At 64.4% G+C, this 26,619-nt stretch carries 27 protein-coding genes; 16 read left to right on the top strand and 11 right to left on the bottom strand.

Annotated features, from left to right (window positions below; translation table 11 throughout):
- Window positions 1-120: 120 nt before the first annotated feature.
- From lysW to SM755_RS10970, 9 genes are all read left to right on the top strand, one after another.
- A complete protein-coding gene (gene lysW / locus SM755_RS11010) occupies window positions 121-285 on the top strand; it encodes a lysine biosynthesis protein LysW (RefSeq protein ID WP_006110956.1) in 165 nt (54 codons plus the stop codon).
- Window positions 282-1,166 (top strand): lysine biosynthesis protein LysX, encoded by an 885-nt coding sequence (gene lysX / locus SM755_RS11005; protein WP_323172701.1) that lies wholly within the window; start codon window positions 282-284, stop codon window positions 1,164-1,166. The genes lysW and lysX overlap by 4 nt, the downstream gene beginning before the upstream one ends.
- Window positions 1,166-2,257 (top strand): N-acetyl-gamma-glutamyl-phosphate reductase, encoded by a 1,092-nt coding sequence (gene argC, locus SM755_RS11000; RefSeq protein WP_323172700.1) that lies wholly within the window; start codon window positions 1,166-1,168, stop codon window positions 2,255-2,257. Before lysX ends, argC begins: the two co-directional genes overlap by 1 nt.
- 1 nt (window position 2,258) lies before the next feature.
- Window positions 2,259-3,128 (top strand): acetylglutamate/acetylaminoadipate kinase, encoded by an 870-nt coding sequence (locus SM755_RS10995; RefSeq protein ID WP_323172699.1) that lies wholly within the window; start codon window positions 2,259-2,261, stop codon window positions 3,126-3,128.
- On the top strand, window positions 3,125-4,273 hold the full coding sequence (locus tag SM755_RS10990; protein ID WP_323172698.1) for an aminotransferase class III-fold pyridoxal phosphate-dependent enzyme: 1,149 nt from the start codon (window positions 3,125-3,127) through the stop codon (window positions 4,271-4,273). The genes SM755_RS10995 and SM755_RS10990 overlap by 4 nt, the downstream gene beginning before the upstream one ends.
- Entirely contained in the window at window positions 4,270-5,376 is a 1,107-nt protein-coding gene (locus SM755_RS10985) for a [LysW]-lysine hydrolase (RefSeq protein WP_323172697.1), read from the top strand. Before SM755_RS10990 ends, SM755_RS10985 begins: the two co-directional genes overlap by 4 nt.
- A complete protein-coding gene (gene argF / locus SM755_RS10980) occupies window positions 5,376-6,329 on the top strand; it encodes an ornithine carbamoyltransferase (RefSeq protein ID WP_323172696.1) in 954 nt (317 codons plus the stop codon). The genes SM755_RS10985 and argF overlap by 1 nt, the downstream gene beginning before the upstream one ends.
- Before the next feature lie 454 nt (window positions 6,330-6,783).
- A complete protein-coding gene (gene thrC, locus SM755_RS10975) occupies window positions 6,784-8,049 on the top strand; it encodes a threonine synthase (protein ID WP_323172695.1) in 1,266 nt (421 codons plus the stop codon).
- A gap of 112 nt (window positions 8,050-8,161) precedes the next feature.
- The gene (locus tag SM755_RS10970) at window positions 8,162-8,647 is read left to right on the top strand and encodes a hypothetical protein (protein WP_323172694.1); all 486 of its coding nucleotides are present in this window, start codon (window positions 8,162-8,164) and stop codon (window positions 8,645-8,647) included.
- An 11-nt stretch (window positions 8,648-8,658) separates the two neighbouring features.
- On the opposite strand, the gene SM755_RS10965 is transcribed toward SM755_RS10970, so the two are convergent.
- Both SM755_RS10965 and SM755_RS10960 read right to left on the bottom strand, forming a co-directional pair.
- Window positions 8,659-9,393, bottom strand: coding sequence for a type 1 glutamine amidotransferase (locus tag SM755_RS10965; protein WP_323172693.1), 735 nt, complete (start codon window positions 9,391-9,393; stop codon window positions 8,659-8,661).
- A gap of 191 nt (window positions 9,394-9,584) precedes the next feature.
- Window positions 9,585-10,040: a hypothetical protein gene (locus tag SM755_RS10960; protein WP_323172692.1), complete on the bottom strand. Its 456-nt coding sequence runs from the start codon at window positions 10,038-10,040 to the stop codon at window positions 9,585-9,587.
- Window positions 10,041-10,309: 269 nt separating this feature from the next.
- Between SM755_RS10960 and SM755_RS10955 the strand changes: the two genes are divergently transcribed.
- The gene (locus SM755_RS10955; protein WP_323172691.1) at window positions 10,310-11,362 is read left to right on the top strand and encodes an A24 family peptidase C-terminal domain-containing protein; all 1,053 of its coding nucleotides are present in this window, start codon (window positions 10,310-10,312) and stop codon (window positions 11,360-11,362) included.
- 12 nt (window positions 11,363-11,374) lie between these two features.
- Here the strand turns inward: SM755_RS10955 and SM755_RS10950 are convergent, their stop codons facing one another.
- The 3 genes from SM755_RS10950 to SM755_RS10940 are packed head-to-tail and all read right to left on the bottom strand — an operon-like array spanning window position 11,375 to window position 12,837.
- Window positions 11,375-11,647: a hypothetical protein gene (locus SM755_RS10950; protein ID WP_323172690.1), complete on the bottom strand. Its 273-nt coding sequence runs from the start codon at window positions 11,645-11,647 to the stop codon at window positions 11,375-11,377.
- Between the two features lie 7 nt (window positions 11,648-11,654).
- Window positions 11,655-12,074, bottom strand: a complete 420-nt coding sequence (locus SM755_RS10945; protein WP_323172689.1) for an HIT family protein — start codon at window positions 12,072-12,074, stop codon at window positions 11,655-11,657.
- Window positions 12,075-12,120: 46 nt separating this feature from the next.
- Complete coding sequence (locus SM755_RS10940; RefSeq protein WP_323172688.1) at window positions 12,121-12,837, bottom strand: uracil-DNA glycosylase; 717 nt, start codon at window positions 12,835-12,837, stop codon at window positions 12,121-12,123.
- A 154-nt stretch (window positions 12,838-12,991) separates the two neighbouring features.
- Between SM755_RS10940 and SM755_RS10935 the strand changes: the two genes are divergently transcribed.
- Both SM755_RS10935 and ileS read left to right on the top strand, forming a co-directional pair.
- Window positions 12,992-13,222, top strand: a complete 231-nt coding sequence (locus tag SM755_RS10935) for a hypothetical protein (protein WP_323172687.1) — start codon at window positions 12,992-12,994, stop codon at window positions 13,220-13,222.
- Between the two features lie 92 nt (window positions 13,223-13,314).
- A complete protein-coding gene (gene ileS, locus SM755_RS10930) occupies window positions 13,315-16,521 on the top strand; it encodes an isoleucine--tRNA ligase (RefSeq protein WP_323172686.1) in 3,207 nt (1,068 codons plus the stop codon).
- Window positions 16,522-16,600: 79 nt separating this feature from the next.
- On the opposite strand, the gene SM755_RS10925 is transcribed toward ileS, so the two are convergent.
- Together SM755_RS10925 and SM755_RS10920 are read right to left on the bottom strand one after the other, a co-directional pair.
- On the bottom strand, window positions 16,601-17,479 hold the full coding sequence (locus SM755_RS10925; protein ID WP_323172685.1) for a ribose-phosphate diphosphokinase: 879 nt from the start codon (window positions 17,477-17,479) through the stop codon (window positions 16,601-16,603).
- 50 nt (window positions 17,480-17,529) lie between these two features.
- The gene (locus SM755_RS10920; RefSeq protein WP_323172684.1) at window positions 17,530-18,087 is read right to left on the bottom strand and encodes a hypothetical protein; all 558 of its coding nucleotides are present in this window, start codon (window positions 18,085-18,087) and stop codon (window positions 17,530-17,532) included.
- Window positions 18,088-18,258: 171 nt separating this feature from the next.
- On the opposite strand from SM755_RS10920, the gene SM755_RS10915 reads away from it, so the two are divergent.
- Window positions 18,259-18,501 carry a PLDc N-terminal domain-containing protein gene (locus SM755_RS10915; protein ID WP_323172683.1) on the top strand — a complete coding sequence of 81 codons (243 nt, stop codon included), beginning with the start codon at window positions 18,259-18,261 and terminating at the stop codon, window positions 18,499-18,501.
- On the opposite strand, the gene SM755_RS10910 is transcribed toward SM755_RS10915, so the two are convergent.
- The gene (locus SM755_RS10910) at window positions 18,498-19,529 is read right to left on the bottom strand and encodes a hypothetical protein (protein WP_323172682.1); all 1,032 of its coding nucleotides are present in this window, start codon (window positions 19,527-19,529) and stop codon (window positions 18,498-18,500) included. The two genes, SM755_RS10915 and SM755_RS10910, sit on opposite strands and share 4 nt — an antisense overlap.
- 81 nt (window positions 19,530-19,610) lie before the next feature.
- Here SM755_RS10910 and glmM point away from each other — a divergent pair, with 81 nt between their 5' ends.
- Together glmM and SM755_RS10900 are read left to right on the top strand one after the other, a co-directional pair.
- On the top strand, window positions 19,611-20,975 hold the full coding sequence (glmM, locus tag SM755_RS10905; protein WP_323172681.1) for a phosphoglucosamine mutase: 1,365 nt from the start codon (window positions 19,611-19,613) through the stop codon (window positions 20,973-20,975).
- Window positions 20,976-21,160: 185 nt separating this feature from the next.
- Window positions 21,161-22,852 (top strand): hypothetical protein, encoded by a 1,692-nt coding sequence (locus tag SM755_RS10900; RefSeq protein WP_323172680.1) that lies wholly within the window; start codon window positions 21,161-21,163, stop codon window positions 22,850-22,852.
- 185 nt (window positions 22,853-23,037) lie between these two features.
- Here the strand turns inward: SM755_RS10900 and fer are convergent, their stop codons facing one another.
- A complete protein-coding gene (gene fer, locus SM755_RS10895) occupies window positions 23,038-23,427 on the bottom strand; it encodes a ferredoxin Fer (protein ID WP_006665383.1) in 390 nt (129 codons plus the stop codon).
- Between the two features lie 552 nt (window positions 23,428-23,979).
- A complete protein-coding gene (locus SM755_RS10890; RefSeq protein ID WP_323172679.1) occupies window positions 23,980-25,203 on the bottom strand; it encodes an inorganic phosphate transporter in 1,224 nt (407 codons plus the stop codon).
- A gap of 274 nt (window positions 25,204-25,477) precedes the next feature.
- Here SM755_RS10890 and SM755_RS10885 point away from each other — a divergent pair, with 274 nt between their 5' ends.
- A complete protein-coding gene (locus tag SM755_RS10885; RefSeq protein ID WP_323172678.1) occupies window positions 25,478-26,005 on the top strand; it encodes a hypothetical protein in 528 nt (175 codons plus the stop codon).
- A 122-nt stretch (window positions 26,006-26,127) separates the two neighbouring features.
- Here the strand turns inward: SM755_RS10885 and SM755_RS10880 are convergent, their stop codons facing one another.
- The gene (locus SM755_RS10880; RefSeq protein ID WP_323172677.1) at window positions 26,128-26,553 is read right to left on the bottom strand and encodes a universal stress protein; all 426 of its coding nucleotides are present in this window, start codon (window positions 26,551-26,553) and stop codon (window positions 26,128-26,130) included.
- Window positions 26,554-26,619: the final 66 nt, after the last annotated feature.

Here is a 26,619-nt window from a genome sequence, read left to right as displayed (position 1 = left end):
TACAAAAAAGAAATCGGTCGTGTTGTGGCTCTTTTCCACCGTTAGTGGCTATTGCGGAATTATAATTTAAATTATAGATTCGGTGGATTTAAGGTGGTATGGCTCCCAGGTGGGAATACAATGACAGAATGCGTCGAATGCGGGGCCGAAGTGTCCCTGCACGACACTCTGGAAGTCGGAGAGATCGTTGACTGTACGACCTGCGGAGCCGAACTGGAAGTCGTCGACACCGAGCCGCCAGTCCTCGAGCGAGCCCCCGAGCTCGAAGAGGACTGGGGTGAGTGACCTTGCAAATAGGAATCCTCTACTCCCGGATCCGCAAGGACGAGAAGCTCCTCCTCGCAGAGCTTCGCGAGCGCGACCACGAGATCACGAAGATCGATGTCCGCAAGCACGAGTTCACCGTCGGCGAGGTGCCCGACGCGTTCGCCGACCTCGATCTCGTCGTCGATCGCTGTCTCGCCACGAGTCGGAGCCTGTACGCCACGCAGTTCTTCGAGGCGTACGGGATTCCCGTGATCAACAGCCACGAGACGGCCGATATCTGTGCGGACAAGGCGAAGAACAGCCTCGCGCTCGAACGGGCGGGCGTGCCCACGCCCGAAACGAAAGTCGCCTTCACGAAGGAGACGGCGATGGAGGCCATCGAGGACTTCGGCTACCCCTGCGTCCTCAAGCCCGTCGTCGGCTCGTGGGGGCGCTTGATGGCCAAGATCGATTCGCCCGACGCCGCGGAGGCGATCTTAGAGCACAAAGCGACGCTCGGACACTACGAGCACAAGGTGTTCTACGTCCAGGAGTTCGTCGAGAAACCCGGCCGCGATATCCGCGTGCTCGCCATCGACGGCGAGCCGATCGCCGGGATGGTCCGCTCGTCGGACCACTGGATCACGAACGCCGCGAAGGGAGCGGAAACTGACGTCTTCGAACTCGATGAGGAGGCCGAGAACCTCGTCCAGACGGCCAGCGACGCCGTCGGCGGCGGGCTCCTCGGTGTCGACCTCATGGAAACCGGCGACTCCTACACCGTCCACGAGGTCAACCACACCGTCGAGTTCAAGGCGCTCAACGACGCCGTCGAGACCGACGTCGCCGGCACCGTCGTCGACTGGCTCGAGGAGAAGGCCGCCGAGAACGACATGCAAGAGGTCGAGGTGACCCTCTGATGGCGGTCGGTACCGACGCGGACGCGAACACAGCGAGCACAGACGAATCCGCCGAGACCGTCACCGCGACCGTCATCGGCGGCAGCGGGTTCACCGGCGGCGAACTCCTGCGGCTGCTCGCCGGCCATCCGAACGTTGAACTCGCGGAGGTCACCAGCCGGTCGAAAGCCGGCAAGAGCGTCGGCTCCGTGCACCCGCCGCTGCGGGGGGCGGACCTGCGCTTTACCGAGCCCGAGGATCTGGAGAGCGTCGACGTGCTGTTTGCCGCGACGCCACACGGCGTTTCGATGGGACAGGTAGACGAGTTCTTCGAGATCGCCGACACGGTCGTGGACCTTTCGGCGGATTTCCGCCTCGAGAGCGAGGAGCAGTACGACGAGTGGTACGACGGCCACGACGCGCCGGAGTATCTCGAGAAGGCCGAATACGCTCTGCCCGAGATCAACCGCGAGAACCTCGACGGGGCCGACCTCATTGCGGGCGGCGGCTGCAACGCTACCGCCACCATTCTCGGCCTGTATCCGCTGTTCGAGCACGACATTCTCGACGGCGGCGAGCAAGTCGTAGTCGACGTGAAGGTCGGCTCTTCCGAGGGCGGCGCGGGCGGCGGCGAAGCCTCCTCCCATCCGGAGCGCTCGGGCGTCGTTCGCCCTTACGCGCCGACGGGCCACCGCCACGAGGCCGAGATCGAGCAGTTCCTCGGTACCTCCGTGGCGTTCACCTGCCACGCCGTGGACATGGTTCGCGGCGCGAGCGCGACGAGTCACGTCTTCCCGAGTTCGCCCGTGTCGAAGGGCGACCTCTGGCAGGCCTACCGCGGCTGCTACGAGGACGAGCCGTTCGTCCGCATGGCCGCGGGTGGCTCCGGCGTCTACCGCTATCCCGAGCCGAAGTCGGTTGCGGGAACGAACGTCGCCGAGGTCGGCTTCGAACTCGATCCGTCGAACAAGCGCGTCGTCGTCTTCTCGGCGATCGACAACATGATGAAGGGTTCGGCCGGCCAGGCGGTCCACGCCGCCAACGTGGCGCTCGGCTTCGAGGAGACGGCCGGACTCGAGTTCACGGGACTACATCCCGTGGGGGCTCCCTAGTATGACCGTGGTTGTCAAAATCGGCGGCGCGCGCGCCGTCGACCCCGAAGGTGCACTCGCGGACGTCGCCTCCCTGGTTGACGAGGGTGAGGAGGTCGTCCTCACCCATGGCGGTTCGACGGCCGTCGACGAGACCTTAGAAGAACTCGGCGAGGAACCGACCTACGTCGAGACGCCCGGCGGCGTCGTCGGGCGGTTCACCGACGAGGAGACGATGGACGTCTTCAAGATGGTGATGCCCGGTAAGCTCAACACGGACCTCGTGGAGTCGCTCCAGAACGAGGGCGTGAACGCGGTCGGTCTCTCGGGCACCGACGGCAAGCTGCTAGAGGGCAAGCGCAAATCCGCCGTCCGCGTGAAAGAAGACGGCAAGAAGAAGATCAAGCGTGGCGACCACTCGGGGACGATCGACTCGGTCAACGCGGACCTGCTCGAGGCGGTCCTCGCGGGCGGCTACACGCCGGTCGTCTCCGTCCCCGTCCTCGGACGGGAAAAAGAGGGCGGCTACACCGCCGTCAACGCCGACGCCGACCGCGCCGCCGCTGCGATTGCGGGTGCTCTCGAGGCCGACCTGGTCGTGCTCACCGACGTGTCGGGAATCTACGAGGACCCCGACGACGAGTCGACGAAGATCGACTCGGCCGCGACGCCCGCCGAGTTCAGCGCGGTCAAAGACGCAGCGGAAGGCTTCATGACGAAGAAAGTCATGGCGGCCGAAGAGGCCCTGGAGGGAGGGGCCGCCTCGGTCACCGTCGCGTCGGCGAACGCGGACGAGCCGATTACGAGCGCGCTCGCGGGTGCGGGGACGACGCTCGAACCCGGCGCGCTCGCCGATGCGGACGAAACAGCGACGACGGAGGCCACACAATGAGCGGATTCGTTTTTTCCGAGAAACCGATTAGCATCGAATCCGGCGCGGGCGCGACGCTCACCGCCGAGAACGGCACCGAATACCTCGACTTCGGCGCGAGCTACGCCTGCACGCCGACCGGCCACTGTCATCCCGACGTGGTCGATGCGATCCAGGAGCAGGCCGCCGAGTTGCTGTACGTTCAGGGTTCGTACCCGGTCCAGTCGCGGACCGATCTCCACGAGAAACTGGGGGCGCTCGCCCCCGAGGGAATCGGAAACGTCTGGCTCTGTAACTCCGGCACCGAGGCCAACGAGGCCGCGCTGAAGTTCGCCCGGAGCGCGACCGACGGCACGAAGATCGTCGCAGCCAAGCGCGCCTTCCACGGCCGCACCGCCGGCACCCTGTCGGCGACCTGGAAACCAAAGTACAAGAAGCCCTTCGAGCCGCTGCTCGAGGACCAGGTCGAGTTCGTCACCTACGGCGACGCGGCCGAACTCGAGGACGCGGTCGACGACGAAACGGCGGCAGTGATCCTCGAACCCATCCAGGGCGAGGGTGGCATTCACCCCGCGCCGGCGGGCTATCTCGAGGCGGCCCGCGAGTGCACCGAGGCGACCGACACCGCGCTGATATTCGACGAAATTCAGACCGGGATCGGTCGCACCGGCGATCTCTGGGCCTGCGAAGGCTACGGCGTGACGCCCGATATCTTGACGACCGCGAAGGGAATCGCGAGCGGCCTGCCGATGGGGGCGACGCTCTGTCGGGACTGGGTCGCCGAGGCGGCGGGGCCGCACGGCTCGACGTTCTCCGGTAACCCCCTCGTTTCGGCTGCAGCGAACGCGACGCTCGACGTGGTCGTCGACGAGGATCTGCCGGGTAACGCCGCCGAAATCGGCGGCTACCTGCGGGACAAACTGACCGCGCTCGACGTACCGATTCGCGACGTTCGTGGCGAGGGGCTGATGATCGGCGTCGAAGTGAAGCGCGGAGCCAATCGGGTGCTGCGGGACCTCGCGCTCGAACACCAGGTGCTCGCGCTGCCGGCCGGCCGGAGCGTCGTCCGCCTGCTGCCGCCGCTGGTGCTCGAGGAGGAGCACGCGGATCAGGTCGTAACGGCGCTCGCGGACGTACTCGCTCCCAAAGCCGAATCGCAATCATGAGTACGACAATGACCGATCCCGACACGGTTTCGTTCGCGGACGCCCGCGAACTACTGGTCGACCTCGTTTCGATCCCCTCGCCGTCGGGTGAGGAACGCGACGCGGCGGAGCGCCTCGCCGCGTTCTTCGAGGCTCACGACCGCGAGGTCTGGATCGACGAGGTCGGCAACGTCCGCGCGCCGGCGGACGATTCGGTGCTGTTGACTTCCCACATCGATACCGTCCCTGGCGAAATTCCGGTCGAGATCGAATCGGCGGACGACGCGGACGAGGAAGAGGACATCGCCGATGACGGGACGGACGTTCTCTGGGGTCGCGGCAGCGTCGACGCGACCGGGCCGCTGGCCGCGATGGCCGCGGCCGCGGTCCGCACCGGCGTCTCGTTCGTCGGCGTCGTCGGCGAGGAGACGAACTCCCGCGGCGCGCGCCACCTGGTCGACGACCGCGAGGAACCGGACGCCGTCGTCAACGGCGAACCCAGCGGTGCGACGGGGATCACCCTCGGCTACCGCGGCTTCCTCTCGGGAACGTACGTCGCGACCAGCGAGTCCGGCCACACCTCCCGCCCCGAACCCAACGCGATCCAGCACGCGACGAACTGGTGGACGAGTGTCGAGGAAGCGTTCGAGCAAGACGAGTACCAGCCCGTCTTCGAGCGCGTGACGACCAAACCCGTCGCCATCGACGGCGGCATCACCGACGACGGCCTCTCCGTCGAAGCCACGCTCGACGTGCAACTGCGCGTGCCACCGACGCTCGACGTCGAGACGGTTCGCGAGACCGCCGAGGCACCGCTCGAGATCGGCACCGTCACCTGGGCCGACCCGATCCCGCCGGTGATGGAAAGTCCGCGCACCGAGGTCGCCCGCGCGTTCCGCGCGGCGATCCGGAAGGAAGACGGCGAGCCGCGGCTGCTGCGCAAGACCGGCACCAGCGACATGAACCTCTTCGCCGGCGCGTGGGACTGCCCGATGGCGACCTACGGCCCCGGCAACTCCGAACTCGATCACGCTCCCGACGAACGCCTCTCGCTCGCCGAGTTCGACCAGTCCGTCGCGGTGCTCACTCGCGTCGCGACGACGCTGACCGGAGGTGACGACTAATGTCTCCATCTCAATCCCAATCCCAGTCCCCGTCTCCGTCCGACCCGGAACCGCGGCACTTCCTCGAGATCGACGACGTCTCACACGAGGAGTTGCTCGAGATCCTCGATCTGGCAGCCGACCTCAAGCACGCACAGCAAACCGGCGAGCCACACGAAGCGCTCGACGGACAGACGCTCGGAATGATCTTCCAGAAGCCGAGCACGCGCACCCGCGTCTCCTTCGAGACGGGGATGACCCAACTCGGCGGCCACGCCATCTTTCTCGGTGCGGACGACATCCAACTGGGCCGCGGCGAACCGCTGAAGGATACCTCACGGACCCTCTCGCGGTACGTCGACGTCGTGATGGCGCGGCTGTTCAAACACGACAACGTCGAGGTGCTCGCGGCGAACTCGTCGGTGCCGATAGTCAACGGACTCACCGACGACGCCCACCCCTGCCAGACGCTCGCCGATCTGCTGACGATCCGCGAGCAGGAGGGAGGCTTCGACGACGTTTCCGTGGCCTGGATCGGCGACGGCAACAACGTCGGTCAGTCGTTCGTGATCGGTGCCGCGATGACCGACATGGACCTGACGGTGGCGACGCCCGAAGGTTATGGCATCGACGACAGCGTCATCGATCGTGCGCAGGAACTCGGCGGCGATCCGACGGTTACGAACGACCCCGTCGAGGCAGCCACTGACGCCGATATCATCTACACCGACGTCTGGATCAGTATGGGCCAGGAGGACGAACGCGACGTGCGCATGGAGGCCTTCGAGGGCTTCCAGGTCTGTTCGGACCTGCTCGAACACGCCCCCGGGGCGTCGGTCATGCACTGTCTGCCGGCCCACCGCGGCGAGGAAATCACCGACGAGGTCATCGAGAGCGACCGGTCGATCGTCTTCGATCAGGCCGAAAACCGTCTCCACGCCCAGAAGGCGTTACTCCAGTGGCTGCTCGATTGAAACCGACGCTGCCGCTCATCTCGTTCCGGTAAACCACCGTTTTCGTGAGTCAATATGCTGTTATTCTGCCCGCAAAAGAAGTCAATATATAGAACAATCTAGAACAGTTATGTATGTGTGCGTGATCTTCCCGAAGTGGCATGTCGTTCAGACTGCTGTTTGCCCTGTTCATCATGCTCCTGGGCCCTGCGGTGCTCGTGGGGCTCATCGTGATGTAGGACGGTGGAATCGCGAGCGAATCCGGGCACACCACACAGTCCCGATGACACACCACTCGGCTTTCCGGGACGCTTTTTGCGATCACACCCTGCAACGGGTGAGCGATCACACCGGCGCTCGTGGGAGCGAGCACGCGCGGATATGAAAACCGGGAAAACGGGAAAACGGGATGGGGGTATCTGCCGAATCCACGTGCTTTTTGCCGGTCGCTCCCCTCCCCGAGGACAGAACGATAATGAGTCTCAGTCTCTCTGCCGACCAACCGGCAGCACCCGCCGACGCCGACGACGGCGTCTGGCTCGAGTGCATCGAGTGCGGCGAGACGTTCGCCCCGTTCGCGGACATCCGCTACACCTGCGACGAGTGCGATAGCCTGCTCGAGGTTCGCTACGACGATCTGCCGACGTTCGAGGACTTCGCGGGCGAAGGCCAGGGCGTCTGGCGCTACGCCGACACCCTTCCGCTCGATGCGGGCGTCTCGATCCAGGAGGGTGCCACGCCGCTGTACGAAGTTCCCGATCTCGAGGACGATATCGGCGTCGAGGCGCTTCGGATCAAACACGAGGGGATGAACCCCACCGGCTCGTTCAAGGACCGCGGCATGACCGTCGGCGTCGCCGTCGCGACCGAACTCGGCGTCGACCGCCTCGCCTGCGCCTCGACCGGCAACACGAGCGCCGCGCTCGCCGCCTACGGCTCCCGCGGCGGCATGGAAACGCTCGTGCTCCTCCCCGCCGGCAAGGTCGCCGCCGGCAAGATCGCCCAGGCCAGCCTCCACGGTGCCCGAATTCTGGAGGTCGACGGCAACTTCGACGCCTGCCTCGACATCGTCCAGGAACTGGCCGGCCGGGGCGAGGCCTACCTGCTGAACTCGCTGAACCCCTTCCGACTCGAGGGCCAGAAGACGATCGGCCTCGAAATCCTGGAGGGCTTTCTCGCGGACTACGACACCGTCCCGGACCGAATCGTCCTCCCGGTCGGCAACGCCGGCAACACCGCCGCGCTGTACAAAGCCTTTCGTGAACTCGTGCAAGCGGGCGCGCTCTCCCGCGACGAGGTCCCGAAACTGGTCGGCGTGCAGGCCGAGGGCGCGGCCCCGATGGTCGAGGCCGTCGAGAACGGCGCGGACGAAGTTCGGCGCTGGGACGATGTCGAGACGCGCGCGACGGCGATCCGGATCGGCAACCCGGTCAACGCACCGAAGGCGTTGCCGGGCATTCGCGAAACCGGCGGCACCGCGATTTCGGTCACCGACGAGGAGATCACCGCGGCACAGCGCGACCTCGCCGGCGAAGGGATCGGCGTCGAACCGGCCTCTGCCGCATCCGTCGCGGGACTGCGAACGCTCCGCGCTGAGGGGATCGTCACCGAAGACGAACGCGTCGCCTGTCTGACGACGGGCCACCTGCTCAAAGACCCCGACGCGGCAGCCGCCGCGGGAAGCGAGCCAGAGTCGGTGCCGGCTGAAACGGCGGGCGTGCTCGAGCATCTCGAGCACTGACACTCGATCTGTACTCTCTCACCCTCTCATAGCCACACAATCTACAGTAGACGCGTCTGACGCCCGACTGACTGACCTTTTTCCGCGGGAGCGATGTACCGTCCGAGTTGCCATGTCCGTCGAGTATCGTCCCCCCGAACAGCCCGCCACCACCGCTATCGACCCCGACGAATACACTCGAAATCCCCGTTCAGCGATCGCAAACGACCCTCACGCCGGTCACGGGCCTCATCGGAAGTCATCATCGCTCTCGATACGCTCGTCCCCGAACGCGACACACCCGCTTCCCGCTCGAATCGAACGAGTTCACCTCCGCGCCCGGATCGCCGCACTCGAACGCGAACTGACGATCCGTGACCGCCAGCGCCGGGAGTTGATCACGCAGTACGAACGTGAACTCGAGGAACAACAGGATCACGACTGGGGTCAAAAGCAAGCCCAGAAGCAGCGTCACCGAGGCGAGGAGGATGACCGCTCCGGCCGGTCTGACCAGTCTGATTTCACGCAGGCACGCCAGTCGCGACAGACACGGACCGAACGCACGGGTCTACTTCAGCGAGTTCTCGATCGGTGGCACCAACACCGGCACTCGAAGTGAGTAATCCGGGCTCAGTCAGAGCGACCGGCTGATTCCGATTGTCCGTCTATCGTAGCCGCGGTCGTGTCGGCTGCGGTTTCGCGGACGAACTCGATGAAGTTCTCGAAGACGAGTTTCGCCTCGCAGGCGGCGGCGTAGTTCTCGTCGGTGATTTCGGCGAGGACGGCGTCGCGGCGGTCCGCGTCGAGGTCCTTACGGTGGACGAGTTCGCGGGCGGTCTTCGTATCGTACTCGGGGTGGAACTGGACGCCGAAGACCCGGCCCTTGCGGAAGCCGTGATTCGAGTACTCGTTTTCCGCGAGTGGCGTTGCGCCGGGCGGCAGTTCGGTAACCGCGTCGGCGTGGCTCGTAAAGGCCGTGAACGACTGGGTGATGCCGTCGAACAGCCGGGAGTTGCCGCGGTGGTCGATTTCGCTGTAGCCGACCTCGTAGGCACCCATGTCTTCGACGGTGCCCCCGAGCACGTCGGCCAGAAGCTGGTGGCCCCAACAGATGCCGAGTGCGGGAATCTCTCGTTCGAGGGCCTCGCTGACCCACTCTTTGGTGGCGTCGATCCACTCCTCGTCCCAGTAGACGGACGACCGCGAGCCGGTGACGACGAGCCCGTCGAACTCGTAGTGTGCGGGGAGCTCGCCGTCGGTGACATCGAACTCGGCCAGCGAGGCGTCGAGTTCGCGGCGGAAGTTTCGCGTCGTGTTCGCGTCCTCGTGGGCCGCGTTCAGGACGGCGATACGAACGTGACTCATGCTGTGTCGTGTAGTGGCCGCGCTGGACGGATATTCTTTCCGCCCGTCGCTCTCGGTGTGGTCTCGCCTGCCGAGTCCGGTGTCGTTTGTCGAGTCCGATTTTTATCAGACGACGCCTGTTACGTCCGATATCGCCTGTCGAGCGGTCGGCCGATACCGCGTGCAGTTTCGGCACCCGGCTCGGAGAGCGGTCAGTAATCGCTGAAGAATCCGAACTCTTCGCCGCTCCGATTGATGTACTCGGTTTCCAGTACGTCGCTGACGGTCCGTCCGAGGTCGTCGAGTTCTTCGTCGATACCTTGCCGTTCGCCTCGTTCGAGCGGGTCACCGGACGGCGGTGCCAGATCGGTGGGGACAGTCGGGGCTTGGTAGCCGACATCTTCCGTGGCCATGTTCCAATAAAAATCGAACTCGTCTATCAGCCCGCGGTCGCGCACGAGCCGGAACTCGTCGACCGTCATATACGTATCGTCACGCCACTCGTTGAAGCCGTCCTCCCACGCCCCTTCTTGGAGGAACGTCGCTAACGCTTCGTGCGGTGTGTTGTCTCCTGATCGATACTCCGGCTCGTCAACGGCATCGTAGTCGCCCGGATCCTGTGGTCTGTCGAGCGCTGGCGGGTCGGGAATGTCGACATCGAGTGACATACGTCATCGTTCGCTCGATAGTTGTTTGGTAGTTTCTATCACTGTTCTAGTCACTCTCAATTTCCAAGGCGCTCCGACTACTGCCCTGATTCGCGACTTCGCCGATATACGTCGGCTTACAGCGCCGTTTCCCGGTGGCGAGACGGCGACCGACGTACGCAGTCGCGCTGGGAGGCGCTGCAGCGAGTCTTCGAGTAAAGTTCACGACACTGTTCTCATCGTCGCCGGAGGCCGAAACCATAACGGTACCGCGCTTCCCAGCACCTGGTGTGTCACTCGCGTTCGTCTCCGCGACCGGGCCGGATCTCCTCCGGCTCCTCGCGCTTCCCGTCTTCGCCTGGACCGCCGTTCGGGATATCAAGACCAGGCGCGTTTCGAGTCACGTCTGGGTTCCGCTCTCGTTGCTCGGTGCGGGAACGCTTCTCTGGGAGGGAGTGCTCGCCTGGCACGCCGGCGGGACGGCCTGGATCCACGAGTTCATCGTTCCGGCGACGGTGAGTTTAGGGTTGGTCGTGCCGCTTGCGTATCTGTTCTGGTGGGCTGGCGGCTTCGGCGGTGCCGATGCGAAAGCATTGCTCGTTTTGGCGGTGGTGTTTCCGACGCAGCCGATCTACGTGATCGGCTCGTGGACGACGCCGACGGCACTGACGCCGATCGGAACGTTCTCGTTTACGATCCTGACGAACGCCGTCTTGGTCGCGCTCGCGATCCCGGTTCTCCTCGCGATTCGAAACGCCGCTGCGGGGCGGTTTACGTCGGTGATGGCGCTTGGCTGGCCGGTTTCCTGGGAGCGCCTGCCCGAGACGCACGGGCAGTTGCTCGAGGGACCGCCCGGGCGCTCGACGAGCGGCCTCGACCTCGATGCGCTGCGGATGTACCTGCGCTGGCGCGGCCTGACGCTCGCGGACGTTCGGGAGTCGCCTGAACGGTATCGAGATCCAGCGACGCTACCCGAGGAGCCGAATCCGCCGACTGACGGTGCCGTGGCGGCCGCCGTTCGAGCGGACGGCGGGGCTCCGACGGCGATTGCTGCGGCGGCGAATCGTGACTCCACCGAGGGATCGTCAGCAGGGAGCGACGATGCTGTGTCGACGACTGCAGCGGTCGACGATCCGTGGGGCGCTGAAGCCTTCCTCGACGATATCGAGGGCACGGCCTACGGGACCGCTCCCGAACAGTTGCGCGCCGGACTGGAGGCGGTCACGACGAACGAGACGGTCTGGATTTCGCCCGGAACGCCGTTTCTGGTGCCGATATTCGCCGGGCTTGTGATCGCACTCGGCTACGGCGACCTCCTCTTTGGCCTGCTCGGTCTCTTCTAGTCTTCTAACCTTCTAACTCCGGACGCTCTGTACGCGTTGAAACAGCGGAACGAGCGCGGTCCAGAAGACGACGAAGGCGGTACCCGTCCCGATGATCGCGAGCCAGAGAACCGGTACCTGGTTCCCGGCACCCGCTCCGCCGGCGGTGCCCGTTACCGCCGGTGGCCCGCCCACGAGAACGACGAACGTCCCCACGAACAGGCCGAGACAGACGAGGACGCTCCCGAGTTCGAGCGCTGCGGCGATGGGAAGCGAGCGAGCCGCGCCGACGAGTCTCTCGTACATCGAGGACTCACGCGCGTGACTCGATATCCGCCGCGATGTCGTCGAGTTCGTCGTCGGCGAGGTCGGGACGGTCGCCGGCGACGGCGTGGATGGGGCCGCCGCCGTCGCCCTCGAAGCGCGGGACGATGTGGCAGTGGACGTGCGGGACCTCCTGGCCGGCGGCCTCGCCGTTGTTGAACGCGACGGTCGTCGCGTCGGCATCGACGCTCTCCTCGACGGCGGGGACCATGCGGTGGATCGTCTCGTAGAGGTCTGCTGCGACGTCGTCGGGAACGTCGTCCAGCCGCTCGAACTCGTCCCTTGGGATCACGAGCGTGTGGCCGGGCGCGAGCGGGTTGGCGTCGAGAAAGGCGACGGTCGTGTCGTCCTCGTAGACGATTCGGGCGGGGATCTCTCCCTCGATGATCTGGGTGAAGATCGTGCTCATACGCCAGTGTGTGTCGCCTCGCGGTAAGAAGGTTACCGCTGTGGCGTCACTCGCGCGTCGAATTGTCCTGGTCGGATCGGCAGCACTCGTCGAGCGTCTCCCGGAGTGCGTCGAGGTACTCGTCCGGCTCGAAGCCGAGTCTGCCGATCCAGACGTCCTGATAGGAGGGGTGGAGGATCGGCACGAGCCAGGCGTCGAGGGGAGCACAGCGAAGCGGATCGAGGACGGTTTCGAGGAAGCCGTCGAGTTCACGATCGGCCGCTGCGAGGGCGGTTTTCGTCGCGTGTTTGCCGGTTGCGAGGACGACCGCGGGATCGACGGCGTCGATTTCGGCGATGAGGTGGGGGCGGCAGTTCGCGCGTTCCTCGGGGGTCGGCTCGCGGTTGGTCGAGGGGTCCTCGGGATCGGCGGGGAAGCACTTGACGGCGTTCGTGTAGTAGGCGTCGTCGCCGTAGCCGACGCGGTCGAGCATCCGGCGGATGCGCCGGCCGGAGTGGCGGGAGGTGTAGGCTTTGCCGGTCCAGTTGCCGCCGCGCCAGCGGTCGGCGTCGGGGTGGCCGTGGCCGGGGGCTTCGCCGACGACCAGGACGCTGGCGTCGAGGGAGCCGGTGCCCCACGAGATGCACTCGCGGCTCTCGCTGAGTGCTTGACAGCGCGTACAGTTCGCCTCGAAGACGTGTCGCGAGTCGGGGAACTCGGGGTCGTCCGAATTGGCGGCGTCCGGATCCGAACTCGAATTCGAATCAGGGTTGGCTGCTGGCACAGATGGGTGTACGTCTACAGGCGGTTAGCTCGGTTGGTTTGGATGCGTGGTTCACAGCGGTGATTTGGATGCTACCAATGGATGTGTCTCGTGGTGTGTTATATCGCTGCGTAAGTGAACAAATTTACCTTGGTGGCCTTTCTATGGGGGGTATATGGTTACGTTCAGCCTGGAATTACTCGCCGAAGTACTCCCGTTACTTCTCTATACCGTTATCGGTGGCCTACTGACCGTCGTCGGCGCTGCTGCAGAGTACGCGAGCCTGCAGCACTTCGGTTCCGGTGAGGCGACCGTTGCACTCTGGCTCGCCGCGATCGGCTGTGTGATGCTCTATGCGGGCATCTACGGAATCGGCTACCAGAAATTGTTTTCTCCGACCAACTGAGCGGAGAGTCGTCGTTCGACCGATCGATCACTGCGTCCAGTCACGCCTGCAGGACCGATTCCCCTTTAATGTCGGAGCGAATCACGTCACGTATGAGCCGGTTTGGCGAGGTCGACGACCAGTACGATCCCCACGCGCTCGAGCAACGGGTATTCGAGTACTGGGACGACGTCGACGCCTACGAACAAACGGTCGAGCACCGATCGGACGGTGAATCGTTCTTCTTCGTCGACGGCCCGCCGTACACGTCGGGCTCGGCGCACATGGGGACGACCTGGAACAAGTCCCTCAAGGACGTCTACCTTCGCTTCTTCCGAATGCAGGGGTACGACGTGACCGACCGCCCGGGCTATGACATGCACGGGCTTCCGATCGAGACGCGCGTCGAGGAGCAACTCGGCTTCGAGAACAAGAAGGACATCGAGGAGTACGGCGAGGAAAACTTCATCGAGGCCTGCAAGGAGTACGCCGACGAGCAACTCGAAGGCCTGCAGTCGGACTTCCAGGACTTCGGCGTCTGGATGGACTGGGAGGACCCCTACCGGACCGTCAGCCCCGAGTACATGGAGGCCGCCTGGTGGGGCTTCTCGAAGGCCGCCGAACGAGGGCTCGTCGAGAAGGGCCACCGCTCGATCTCGCAGTGCCCCCGGTGTGAGACCGCGATCGCGAACAACGAGGTCGAGTACGAGGACGTCGAGGACCCCTCGATCTACGTCAAATTCGACCTGCAGGACCGCGAGGGTTCGCTCGTTATCTGGACGACGACCCCGTGGACCATCCCGGCGAACACCTTCGTCGCGGTCGACGAGGAGGGCGACTACGTCGGCGTCCGCGCGGAGAAAGACGGCGAAGAAGAACTGCTGTACGTCGCCGACGCCAAACACGAGGATGTCCTGAAGGCGGGCCGGTACGACGACTACGAAGTCGTCGACGAACGCTCCGGCGAGGAGATGCTCGGCTGGGCCTACGACCATCCGCTCGCCGAGGAAGTCCCGGACCGCGTCGACGCCGAGGGAACCTACGAGGTCTACGCCGCCGATTACGTCGACACCCACGGCGACGGCACCGGTCTCGTCCACTCCGCGCCCGGCCACGGTGAAGAGGACTTCGAGCGCGGCCGCGAACTCGGCTTCCCGATCTTCTGTCCCGTCGGCGGCGACGGCGTCTACACCGAGGAAGCCGGCAAGTACGAAGGCGAGTTCGTCAAGGACGCCGACCCCGAGATCACGAGCGATCTCGAAGCGGCGGGTGCGTTGCTCGCCTCCGAGACCGTCACCCACAGCTACGGGCACTGCTGGCGCTGCGATACCGGCATCATCCAGATCGTCACCGACCAGTGGTTCATCACGATCACCGATGTCAAGGACGAGCTGTTGGACAACATCGAGGACAGCGAGTGGCACCCCGACTGGGCACGGGACAACCGCTTTCGCGACTTTGTCGAGGAGGCCCCCGACTGGAACGTCTCGCGCCAGCGCTACTGGGGCATTCCGCTGCCGGTCTGGACGCCCGAGGACCGCGACGATGACGAGGACATGATCGTCGTCGGCGACCGCGATGAACTCGTCGAGCGCGTCGACCAGGACATCGACGCCGCGACCGTCGACCTCCACAAGGACACGGTCGACGACCTCACGATCACCGAGGACGGCACCACCTACACCCGCGTGCCGGACGTCTTCGACGTCTGGCTCGACTCCTCGGTCGCCTCCTGGGGTACCCTGAACTACCCCTCGGACGACGGTCGCTTCGACGACCTCTGGCCCGCGGACTTCATTCTCGAAGCCCACGACCAGACGCGGGGCTGGTTCTGGTCACAGCTCGGCATGGGAACCGCCGCGCTCGGCGAGAGCCCCTACAAAGAGGTGCTCATGCACGGCCACGCGCTCATGCCCGACGGGCGAGCAATGTCCAAGTCAAAGGACATTCTGATCGATCCCCACGAGGCCATCGACCGCCACGGCCGGGACGTGATGCGCGCCTTCCTCCTCTCTAATAACCCGCAGGGCGAGGACATGCGCTTCTCCTGGGACGGCATGCAGACGATGGAAAACCACCTCCGCACGCTGTGGAACGTCTTCCGATTCCCGCTGCCGTACATGCGACTGGACGAGTTCGATCCGCAGGAGACGACCGTCGATGCTGTCGCGGATGATCTCGAACTCGTCGACGAGTGGGTCCTCGCCCGCCTGCAGTCGACGAAGCAGACGATGACCGACCACTTCGAGGACCGCCGGCAGGACAAGGCGATCGACGCCCTCATCGAGTTCATCGTCGAGGATGTCTCGCGGTTCTACGTCCAGGCGGTCCGCGAGCGCATGTGGGAGGAAGAAGACAGCGCCTCTAAGGAAGCCGCGTACGCGACGATCTACCGCGTCCTCCGCGAAACCGTTGCACTGCTGGCTCCCTACGCGCCGTTCATCAGTGAGACGATCTACGGCACGCTCACCAGCGACGCGGAGCACGACACCGTCCACATGTGCGACTGGCCCGCCGTCGACGAGGCGTTCGTCGACGAGCAACTCGAGGATGACGTGGCGTTCCTGCGCGCCATCGAGGAAGCCGGCGCGAACGCCCGCCAACAGGCCGGCCGCAAACTCCGCTGGCCCGTCCCACGCGTCGTCGTCGCCGCCGACGACCAGCGCGTCGTCGAGGCGGTCGAACGCCATACCGACCTGCTCGCCGAGCGCCTCAACGCCCGCGAGATCGAACTCGTCTCGCCCGAGGACCGCTGGGGCGAACTCAACTACAGCGCCGAGGCCGACATGAGCGAACTCGGCCCTGCCTTCGGCGACCGCGCCGGAGAGGTTATGAACGCGCTCAACGAGGCCCGGATCGACGACCCATCCCTCGAGGCGCTCGCGGCGGCCGTCGACGACGCCCTCGAGGCGGACGACGAACTCGAGGAATCGATGGTCTCGTTCGTCACCGAAACGCCCGAGGGTGTCGCCGGCACCGCCTTCGGCCTCAACGGCGACGACCGCGGCGTCGCCTACGTCGACGCCTCGCTCACCGACGACATCGAGAGCGAGGGCTACGCCCGCGAGGTTATCCGCCGGGTCCAGGAGATGCGAAAGGACCTCGACCTGGACGTGGAAGAACGGATCGCACTCGACCTCGAGATCGAAGACGACCGCGTCGCCGAACTCGTCGACGACCGCAAAGCCCTCATCCGCGAGGAGGTTCGTGCAGACGAACTCGGAACGGTCGAGGACGGCCACCGCAAGGAGTGGGATGTTGACGGCGTCTCCATGGAAATCGCGATCGAGTCGCTGGCGGCCGCTGAGGCGTCCGAGTAATCGCCGCCGTCGTCTCGTTGCCGACGCTGTTGTACCAGTTGTGTCGCCACTCTCCTACGGAACTCGCGAGAAACGCCTGCTACAGGTGCTCTGCGATCGCCGGTGCGACCGAGACGGTACTCTGCTGGCGCTCGATCGTATCCGTGCCGTAAATCGCCTCGACGCCGGCCCGCGAGAGCTTCGTGACAGCGTTACTGGCAAGGAGCGGATGAACGCACGTGACGAAGACCCGATCGACGCCGCGGTCCTGCAGGACGCCGACGGCCTCGCTCATCGTCGACCCCGTCGCGATGATGTCATCTGTGACGACGACGTCCCGGTCGGTCACGTCCACGTCGCTCGGCGAAATCTCGACCTCGGTGCCGGAGTGACGCACCTTCTCGAAGTAGTCGATCTCGCCCTCGCCGTAGGTATCACGGACCGTCTCGGCGAGTTCAACTGCGCCGGCGTCGGGCGAGAGGAACACGGGATCGGCGAGGTTCTCGGGAAGCGGTTCGGCCAGCCGACCGGCGGCGTCGACGGCGGTCGCCGTCGGCTCGAAGAACTCGCAGACGGCCTCTTCGTGGGGAGTGACCGTGAGGACGCGATCGGTCCCGCTCGAGATGGCGCGAGCGACGGCGCGAGCGGAGACCGGGTGGCCGGGTTCGAACGCCTCGTCCTGTCTGGCATAGCCCATGTAGGGGAGGACGGTGACGACGTCCGAGACGCCGGCTTCGCGGGCGGCGTCCTGAAGCTGGAGCAGTTCGAGGTGGGTGTCGCTCGAGACGGTCGAGCCGACGACGACGGCGCGATCGGCGGTAACGGCGTCGTCGGTGGCGACGGCATCGTCGATACCGGGGACGGCGGCGAGCAGTTCGCCGTCCGGGAATCGGTCGTACTCGGCGGTGACGAGCGGTTCCTCGAGTTCGCGTGCAAGCGCCGCGGCGAGCGCCTGCGACGCGGATCCGCTGATTATCATACTCGAACCCATTGGGTGTGGCGTAAACCAGTTTTCGTTCTGCGGCCCGCTCACTCGCTCGCGCCCTCGTCGAACGACGCGTCGCCGTCGCCGCAGGGGCCGCTGCTCGTGTCGGCGTGGGTCGTCAGCGCGCCGCTGCGGTTGATCGTCACGAGCAGGTTGAGACAGTCGGGATCGTTCCACGACGCCGCCGTGTCCTGTACCGGCTCGCCGTCGTCCAGTCGCAGGATGACGCGGAACTCGCCCGCCTCCTGCGGCCAGCCCTGCTCGAGCGTTGCGCCCGCGCCGGCGTCGAGTTCGTGCGTCGACCAGTGTTCGATGTCGCCGTCGAACTCGACGATGACGTTGATCGTGTGCGCGTCGTTGTCGAGGTTTTCGACGTCGACGTTGCCGAGCAGCGTTCCCGACGCGCCGCCCGCGCCGTCGGAATCCGAACTCGAGTCGGTTCCGTTTCCGTTTTCGTTCCCGTCGCCATCGCTCTCGCCGCCGTCCGAGTTCGAGTCCGCATCCGGGTCGCCCTCGTCCGCGCTACTCGAACAGCCGGCGATCGTTCCCGTCAGTGCCGTTCCCCCAAGCGCCAGTAGTCGGCGCCGCGGTAGGTCGCTCATGAGGGTATTGGAGACAGTCACGGATAGTTAACCTTCCGTTCGTCGTATCCGATCCTGGTATTCCTACGAAAGAGCAGTCGCTCCAAAACGGCGCTTTCAACGTATCTTTGGCCTCGATTAAACAAGACGAATCCACAACATATTTTATAAATTAGTCAAACAAGGAGAACGATGCCCTTCGATATCGTCCTCCAGTCCGGCGGTGCCGGTTTCCTCGGCCTGATTGCGCTCCTGTTCTTGGCACTGCAGATCGGTATCATCATCTGGACGTACACGGATGCACAGTCTAACAGTTCACATCCTGCCTTCCTCTGGGCGATCGTCGTCTTCTTCGCGCCCTTCCTCGGCCTCGTCCTGTACGTCCTGCTCGGACGGGATCGGATGGGGCCGGGACGGGGGCCCTCGGGAATCTAACGCTCCGTACTTGACTCCACCGTCGAAGCGGGAACTGCAAGCCCCGTCACATCCGTCACACCGAGGGACCGTCGCCGCCACGAGTTCTCCTCGTCAGTGCCCTCGGTCGTCACGAGAATCGTCCCCTGTTCCGTGACCGCGTAGATCGGTCCCGTCGATTCGGAACCGGAATCCGAACTCGTCTCCGTCGATCCATCCGATTGTTCGCGTTCGGCGGTCGATCCGGTCCCGTATCCGATGTCGACGATCGGTTCGTCGGGTGTCTCGATCGCCGTCCAGTCGTCATCCGTGAACGCGTAGACTGCGCCCCTCGAGTTCGTGTCGTTCACGGTGGCGCTGTTCGAGCCGTCCGCGCTCGAAATCGCGTGCGCTCGGGCGAGTCGGCCCCGCTCCGTCCGTGGATCGGCGGTGACCGTCTCGAACGGTTCCTCGCGAATTGCCATCCACCCGTTCCCGAGTTTGTAGAGGCCGTCCGCGGTCGCCGCAAGCGGAATTCCGGCCGCGGAGACGTCGCGGACATCCGAGAGGCCGGCGTGTTCGAGTTCGCCGTCGGCGGGCCGGAATCGGTAGACGCCGTCGTCCGTTGCGACGAGGTCGCGGTCGATCGCACGAACCGATGTGATCGCGTCGGCGCTGCAGCGGTGCCAGTCCGTTCCGTCGTTCCGGTTTCGGAGATCCCGGTAGCCGAGTTCGCCGTCGGGTCCGGCCGCGAGGAGCGTCGACCTGGTCGCGCCAACGGCAACGGCGGGACCGAAGCCGGTGTTTTCGAGCGCGAAATCGTCACGGTTCGCAGCGTCAGTGTCGCGATTGGCCGCGGTCTCCTCGCGAATATCCTCGTCCGTCGCGATCACAACGCGGCCGTCGGCGACTGTCGCGATGTCCCGCGCGTTACAGCGCGCACAAAGGCTGAACTCGCCGACCGTGTCGCCGGCGACCCGCACGCGAACGACGCCGATCGAACTCGTGACGTAGAGTCGGGTTGCCCCGTCACGGGTGCCGTAGACGCGTTTTTCCTCGATCGAATCCATACGTGAGGATTGGCGGCACAGCCCGAAAGCGTTCCGTCTGCTCCGCAACCCCTTTGAGGTGGCCGGTCGGACTAGCGACCGATGGAAGTCTTCGGATCGAGTGGGAAACGTGGCGTCGCCAACGAGGAGTTGACGCCCGCGTTCGTCCTCCGTGTCGCGAAGGCGGCGGGGACGGCCTGGCAGGTGGACCGGGTCGCCATCGCACGCGATACGCGCTACACTGGACGGATGCTGGCCGATGCTGCAGCCAGCGGGCTGGCAAGTACCGGAACCGATGTCGACCGCCTCGGGATCGTCCCGACGCCGGGTGCACAGGGCTATGCGGAACGGATGGACGTTCCCGTCATCGTCATCACGGCCTCGCACAACCCGCCGCAGTACAACGGCATCAAACTCGTCGGTCGCGACGGCGTCGAACTCGCCGTCTCGGACCTCGAAACGATCGAGGACACCCTGCTGTCCGGCGAGTTCGCCGTCGCGCCGTGGGACGAAACGGGCCGGGTCCGCGAGATCGACACCGCCAGACGCGACTACGTCGCGGATCTCCTTGCGGCCGCCGACCGCGAGACGATCGCCGACGCCGACCTGACGGTCGCTCTCGACCCCGGTCACGGCGCGGGTGCGCTGACCAGCCCCGAGTTCTTCCGCGAACTCGGCTGTCGCGTCATCACTGTCAACAGTCAGCCCGACGGCCACTTCCCCGGGCGAGACCCCGAACCGGTTCCCGACAACCTCGGCGATCTGGGACGGCTCGTCCGGACGAGCGACGCCGACGTCGGTATCGCCCACGACGGCGACGCCGACCGGGCTATCTTCTTCGACGAGAGCGGCGCGTTCGTCTCCGGCGATGCCGCCCTCGCCGCCCTCGCCGCCGCGGAACTCGACCCCGGCGAAACGACCGTCTCGGCGGTCAACGTCTCCCAGCGACTCGTCGACGTCGTCACCGAGATCGGGGCCGATCTCGAACTCACGCCGATCGGATCGACGAACATCATCACGCGCATCGAAGAACTCGAGGCCAACGGCGAGCACGTCCCAATCGCCGGCGAGGGCAACGGCGGGATCTTCTTCCCCGACTACCGACTCTCGCGCGACGGCGCGTACACGGCCGCGCGATTCCTCGAACTCGTCGCCGAACGGCCGGTCAGCGACCTCGTCGGCCCCTACGACGGCTACGCCAACGTCCGGCGCAACATCGAGTACGAGTCGACCGCCGAACGCGACGCCATGCTCGATGCCGCCGCGAACCACGCCCAGTCCGCCGACGCCGAACTCAACACCCGCGACGGCTACCGCCTCGACCACGGCGACGCCTGGGTGCTCGCCCGCCCCTCCGGAACCGAACCCCTCGTGCGCATCTACGCCGAGGCCCGCGACGGCGAGCGCGCGACCGAACTCGCGAACGGAATGTACGAGACGCTATCAGAAGCCAAGGCGACTATCTGAGCGGTCAATTGCACTTCTTCGTCAAACAATCGTTCACAGTGAGTCGTTTCGAGCGCCGCCACACCGTGCGTTCGATACGTCGCCGTCGAAACTACTGATTACCGCTGATTCGCTCGCATTACCCGTCCGTAATTACCGACAACGGTGGACGGCGTTTATGGCCGGTGTCGTTTCACGCTCGCCGTATGGTTGACAGTACCGAACGGCCGTCTACAGACGAGCAACCGACCGAACCGGACACGGAATTCGATTCTGACTCCGACTCCAATTCCAACACGAACAGCAATTTCGACTCCGACTCCGGACCCGATCACGATCACGACCACGAGCGCAATCGCGATCAGCACACGACTGACGCGGCGACCCGAGTTCAGCGCTCCGCTCGTCCCCGCCGCCCCGTCCTTCAGTCCCTTGCCGGCACCGGCCTCGCCGCCATGATGGGCATCGCTCCGGTTGCCGCCAGCGAGACAGCATCGGATCAGCCTGCGGAGGACGGCGACACCGGAACGGATGGGACCGCCGAACCCGAACTCGTCGCCGACCTCGAACCGCCCGCACTTCCGGAAAACCTCGCCCTCGACGACTCGGGAACGGTCTATCTCAGCCTGGCCGTTACTGGCGAACTGCTCGCCGTCGATCCCGACGGGAATCAAGAGTCGGTCGCCCAGTTCGATGTCGGCGAGGAGGGAGCGCTGCTCGGCATCGTCGCCGTCGACGGAACGATCTACGCGCTGGTGAACTCGGGCGAGTCGGAAACGCACGGTGTCTGGACCGTCGACATCGCCAGCGGAGACACCGAACGCATGGCCGAACTGCCGGCCGAGGAGACGGCACCGAACGGCATCACCGTCGATCCCTACACCGAGGACGGCTTCCTCGTCACCGACCACTTGGGCGGGGCGATCTGGCGGGTGACGCCGGATGGCGCGACGGTCTGGGTCGACGACGAGGTCCTCGACCCGGACCCCGAAGCCGAGGCCGGCGTCGGTGCCGACGGGATCGCGATCAATCCCGACGGCGATGTCTACGTCGACAACCTCGATTACGGTCGGCTCGTCCGAGTTCCCGTCTCCGAGGACGGCAGCCCCGGTGAACTCGGCCTAGTCGCCGAGGAGGACTCGCTGGTCGGCGCTGACGGCATGACCTTCGACAGCCAGGGCCGACTCTACGTCGCCGTCAATGCGAGAGATGCGATCGTCCGCGTCGAACTCGGTTCAGAGATGGACGATAGCGAGTCAATAGCGACCGAGGACGGTGGGCCGATGGAGACCGATGACAACGAATCGATGGCGGGCCAGGAGAGCGAATCGATGGAGAACGAGTCGGTAGAGAACGAGTCGACGGAGAGAGAAGATAACGAGTCGATGGAGACGGAAGGCGGACCGACGGAAGCCGAGGACAACGAATCGGTCGCGGCTGACTCGACCGGATCGATGGCAACCGAATCGGCATCGGAGCAGGTCGGCTCACCGTCGATCGAGACGCTTGCCGAAGGCGGACTCCTCGATTTCCCCGCTGACGTTGCGTTCGGACGGACCGATGCCGACGAAACGTTCCTCTATGCCTGCAACTTCGCAATCGGGCGGTTTGAGGCCGAAGAAGAGACCGCAGAGCCGAGTCTCGTTCGGCTCGATGTCGGCGCAACCGGCGCATTCTTCGAACCGAACGAGTTCGTCGCGGCTGGTGAGACCGCAGACGATGAGACAGCTAGCGAGTCGGACGATGATACTGGGATGGAAGACGCGGCTGATGACGGTGAGACGGATGCTCGAAACGATGGGAGTAACGGGACCAGTGTGAACAATGGGAATGGGAACGGAACCGGAAACGGAAACGGAAACGGGACCGGGAATAACGGGGATACCGAAGACTACTGACGACAGTTTCAGCACCGTCCTCGCTGATGGACGGGCAGCAGTGAACTCGCCGTTGCACAAGAGGGTGCGCGATAGAACGCACCCGAATACGGCGGCGACGAATCGATCGAGCGGCGTCTGCGTTGAGTTCGATAGAGAAGCAGCTACTAATTCGTGAGAACGGCAACCGCAAAGGGGTGAACCGATCAGATGACGCGGTTCTGCAGGTAGTCGAGGTGTTTTGCGTTGTAGACGATTTTGACCTCATCGGTCTCGGCGGAGCCGATGCAAGTCAGACGGACGTTCTTGTCTTCGACCTCCTCGTCGGAGAGAATCTGCTGCATGTCCATCTGGATTTCCCCCTCCTTGACGATGGCAGCACAGTTCGCACAGGCACCAGCACGGCACGAGAAGGGCCAGTCGTAGCCCTGAGCCTCAGCCGCTTCGAGGATGTATTCGCCCTCGTTCACCTCGAGGGTGCCGTAATCCTCTTCGTCGAGCCCGGCGTCTGCTGCCTGGCCAAAGAGGTCGTCATCATCCATGTCCCAGCCCTGGTCGTCCAGCACTTCGTAGTTGAGGTATTCTACCGTGGGCATCAACCGGCGGTTCGAGTCCCGCACTGGTATAGCTTGCTGTTCGGTTTTCAATGGTTTTTGAACCAGAATTTGGCGTTCGTCTGAAACTGATCGCTGAACTCGAGGGAGAAGACGGCCGGTACGCGACTCAAAGCGGCACCAGGACGAAGAAGCCGTAGGGCAGTCCGAGGGATGCTGAGGGGCTGATAATCCAGAAAGAGACAAGGCGTGCGATCGTTGGCCGAACGAGGTCGTCTGCGTCGACTATTTCTGCGGGATCTTCCTCGCCGATTTTGGGCACTTCGTTCGGGTATCCTGTGTTACTGTGCCCGTTGTGAACTCGAGTTCTTCGTCGCCGTGGCCGTTTTGCCGACACTGGTTCCAACTGCTGGTTCCCAGGAGACACCTACAGACGAGCCACCGATAGTGAAGCCGACGGAGAGACGACGAGAGTTCCGAGTCGCAAGATCGCAGAGAGCATGACCCCATAGACACGAAAGTCGGAAAAATCCGTTTCGAAGTATTGAGTGACTGCCAACGTGGCTGAGAGCTACCGAACGCCCGCTAACGAGTTCAAAATCCGAATATCGGCACGAATCTGAACGTGAGATAGGCACCGACTGTCGAGATGATCGGGACGACGTTTTGCATGAGGATGACGCGAGCAGTCGTCGATGGGTCGAACAGGTCGGAGGCGGCGGGGATGTCTTCGGGGTTTTCCTCGCCGATTTTCGGAGGTGTTTCGCCGGCTTCTTCGGCGGTGAGTGCCCCGATCGACACTCGTGTTTCTTCACCGGCTCTGACGCCGGAGAGCGTCGTTGTTCGGGTCGCACGTCCCCAGCCGAGGCCGATAATGCTCATCGTTGCCACGACGACGAAGCTGGCGGGAATGCCGATCCAGGAGAGGCCGGTGACGATGGTCGAACTGATGACGGCGACGATGATCGCTGCTGTCAGCGGCAGGTTCGTGATGTCGTTGCCGAGCGTATCGAGCGTGCGGCGCGCAATCGTAAAACAGCCGATCGCGACGGCACCCGAGCCGATCACGATCAACGCGGTCATATCGATCGGAACGGCGGTCGAGCCGATTGCGAGTTCAGTTCCGGAGTCGGAAACGGTTCCGTAGATCGGGGCGATTGCGTTCGCGATGTTGCTCGTTCCGGACGAAAAGCCCATGAGGCAGCCGATGGCGACGACGACGAACGCACCGGTGATCTCGCGGCGGTTCGTGCTGTCGCCGACCTGGAGTCGAGGGAGTGTTCCGCTCCGGTCGATGGTGATCATTTCGCGACCCTCGCGGTTCGTTTCGATTGCAACCCATTCGTTGATTCTCGGGTAGAAGTACCGGCCGACGACGCCGGCGACCCAGAAGCCGGTAATCGGCGCAACGACCCACCAGATGACGATTTCGCCGAGAACGTCCAAGGCGAGTTCTCCGGTTGCGAGGCCGAGTGCGGCGATAGCGCCGACCGCGGTCATCGAGGTGGAGGCGGGGACGCCGGCGTAGTTGCCGAGAAAGAGCGCGCCGCCGATGAAAAAGAGGACGGCGACGTTCGAGCGCATCGTAAACACGCCGGTGTCGTGGACGAGGTCGTTACCGAGGGTGTGGACGACCTGCGGACCGATCGTGATTGCGCCGAGGAAGAAGAATACGGCCATCAACCCGGCGGCCAGTACCTTCGTGATGACGTTCGCGCCGACGGCGGGGCCGAATGCGGGGCCGGTCGTCGCCCCGCCGATGTTGTATCCGACGAAGATTGCGACGAGAATTCCCACGATAAGCAGTACTTCCGTCACGTGTGGGAGTCACGCGATCCGACCCTAAAAACGCGCCTATTCCGGTCGGCTCCGACGAGGGTGGACAGCCATTTTTGCGACGGCTGGTGCGTTTCTCATCAACGCGGAGCGGTGAGACCCAAAGCGTTTCACCGAATCGGATCCTGTATTACAATAGCATGTTGCCACGCGTATCATCGACTCGGTGGGAAGGCGTTCGGCGGAGTGAATGGCTGTTGTCGTGGTCGCAGGCGCGACTGCTCGTGACTGGTGCGGATTCGGATATCGTCTTTCAATGAGACCGGCACGTATCGACGCGATCGTCGACCTCGCGTACGGCGCGTTGATCCTCCTCTCGATCGTCTTGATTGCGACACTCGACATACAGATTGGGCTGGTGTTCGGATTGGGCGTGTTCGCCTCGTACGTACTCCACGTCGTTTGGAAGATGGCCCGGTTCGATCCGGACTGGATGACGACGGCCGTGCAGGAGTCCGTCGAGCAGACTGTTGGGGAGACCGTCGAAGAACGGGTCGAACAGACGGTTGAAGAGACCGTCGGCGAGACGGTCGAGCAGACTGTCGGAGAAACGGTCGAAAAACGTGTCGGGGATACCGTCGAGGAGACGGTCGAACAAACTGTCGAGGAACAGGTCGGACAGACGGTCGAGGATACCGTCGAACAAACGGTTGGCGAACAACTCGAGCAGGTCCAGTCACAGGTCGAATCGGTGGACGAACGCATCGACCGCCGCCCTCGAGAGGATCAGGTCGAGGAACTCATCGAAGAGTCGACCGAAGCGGACGACGACACCGAGAACTGAGACGGGTTGCTGTCGGTCAGTACCGGCGCAGTAGGTGGGTTGTGGGTGCGCCGAAGAAATAGGGGCGCCGGAAAATCGGAACAGCAGACCGTATGACTGTTCGGCGAACCGTCGATGCCATCTTATCGCACGACAACGACCGGAACCGGAGATCTGTTGACGACCTTTTTGGCGACGTTGCCGACGTAGAGGTACTCCGAGACCGAACCGCCGTGACTGCCGACGACGACGGTCTCGTAGTCACCCGCGCGGTCGATGATCGCGCGAACGGGGTGCCCGAGTTCGACGACGGTATCGAGTTCAGCGTCACTATCGGCGGCGGCGACGATCTCTCGGGCGCGGTCAAATACCGCGTGGGCGTGTTCCTGTGCCGCTTCCTCGAGGTCGTCGGCGAGCGCGAGCCCCGTTGCCTCGCCCCACATCGGCGACGGCTCTCCAACGACGGTCAGGACGGTGATGTCGGCGTCTGGGTAGGCTTCGAGGGCGTACTCGAGGGCGTGTTCGCTCATTTCGGAGCCGTCCATGGGGACGAGAAGCCGGGAGATCATACCGTTGCTACGAGCGTTGCGGAAATAAACGGGAGGGGGTGATGGCGTCAGAGTCGGTAGGAGCGG

It is taken from the genome of Natrialba sp. PRR66 (assembly GCF_034808065.1).
GTDB classification, from domain to species: domain Archaea; phylum Halobacteriota; class Halobacteria; order Halobacteriales; family Natrialbaceae; genus Natrialba; species Natrialba aegyptia.
The sequence above is the reverse complement of the archived record's forward strand: the minus strand, read 5'-3'. Positions and strand labels throughout refer to the sequence as shown.

Coding starts and splice junctions, on each gene's coding strand:
- lysW (WP_006110956.1), top strand. CDS start 121: ATGACAGAATGCGTCGAATGCGGGGCCGAAGTGTCCCTGCACGACACT.
- argC (WP_323172700.1), top strand. CDS start 1,166: ATGGCGGTCGGTACCGACGCGGACGCGAACACAGCGAGCACAGACGAA.
- SM755_RS10995 (WP_323172699.1), top strand. CDS start 2,259: ATGACCGTGGTTGTCAAAATCGGCGGCGCGCGCGCCGTCGACCCCGAA.
- SM755_RS10990 (WP_323172698.1), top strand. CDS start 3,125: ATGAGCGGATTCGTTTTTTCCGAGAAACCGATTAGCATCGAATCCGGC.
- SM755_RS10985 (WP_323172697.1), top strand. CDS start 4,270: ATGAGTACGACAATGACCGATCCCGACACGGTTTCGTTCGCGGACGCC.
- argF (WP_323172696.1), top strand. CDS start 5,376: ATGTCTCCATCTCAATCCCAATCCCAGTCCCCGTCTCCGTCCGACCCG.
- thrC (WP_323172695.1), top strand. CDS start 6,784: ATGAGTCTCAGTCTCTCTGCCGACCAACCGGCAGCACCCGCCGACGCC.
- SM755_RS10970 (WP_323172694.1), top strand. CDS start 8,162: ATGTCCGTCGAGTATCGTCCCCCCGAACAGCCCGCCACCACCGCTATC.
- SM755_RS10965 (WP_323172693.1), bottom strand. CDS start 9,393: ATGAGTCACGTTCGTATCGCCGTCCTGAACGCGGCCCACGAGGACGCG.
- SM755_RS10960 (WP_323172692.1), bottom strand. CDS start 10,040: ATGTCACTCGATGTCGACATTCCCGACCCGCCAGCGCTCGACAGACCA.
- SM755_RS10950 (WP_323172690.1), bottom strand. CDS start 11,647: ATGTACGAGAGACTCGTCGGCGCGGCTCGCTCGCTTCCCATCGCCGCA.
- SM755_RS10945 (WP_323172689.1), bottom strand. CDS start 12,074: ATGAGCACGATCTTCACCCAGATCATCGAGGGAGAGATCCCCGCCCGA.
- SM755_RS10935 (WP_323172687.1), top strand. CDS start 12,992: ATGGTTACGTTCAGCCTGGAATTACTCGCCGAAGTACTCCCGTTACTT.
- ileS (WP_323172686.1), top strand. CDS start 13,315: ATGAGCCGGTTTGGCGAGGTCGACGACCAGTACGATCCCCACGCGCTC.
- SM755_RS10925 (WP_323172685.1), bottom strand. CDS start 17,479: ATGATAATCAGCGGATCCGCGTCGCAGGCGCTCGCCGCGGCGCTTGCA.
- SM755_RS10920 (WP_323172684.1), bottom strand. CDS start 18,087: ATGAGCGACCTACCGCGGCGCCGACTACTGGCGCTTGGGGGAACGGCA.
- SM755_RS10915 (WP_323172683.1), top strand. CDS start 18,259: ATGCCCTTCGATATCGTCCTCCAGTCCGGCGGTGCCGGTTTCCTCGGC.
- SM755_RS10910 (WP_323172682.1), bottom strand. CDS start 19,529: ATGGATTCGATCGAGGAAAAACGCGTCTACGGCACCCGTGACGGGGCA.
- glmM (WP_323172681.1), top strand. CDS start 19,611: ATGGAAGTCTTCGGATCGAGTGGGAAACGTGGCGTCGCCAACGAGGAG.
- SM755_RS10900 (WP_323172680.1), top strand. CDS start 21,161: ATGGTTGACAGTACCGAACGGCCGTCTACAGACGAGCAACCGACCGAA.
- fer (WP_006665383.1), bottom strand. CDS start 23,427: ATGCCCACGGTAGAATACCTCAACTACGAAGTGCTGGACGACCAGGGC.
- SM755_RS10885 (WP_323172678.1), top strand. CDS start 25,478: ATGAGACCGGCACGTATCGACGCGATCGTCGACCTCGCGTACGGCGCG.
- SM755_RS10880 (WP_323172677.1), bottom strand. CDS start 26,553: ATGATCTCCCGGCTTCTCGTCCCCATGGACGGCTCCGAAATGAGCGAA.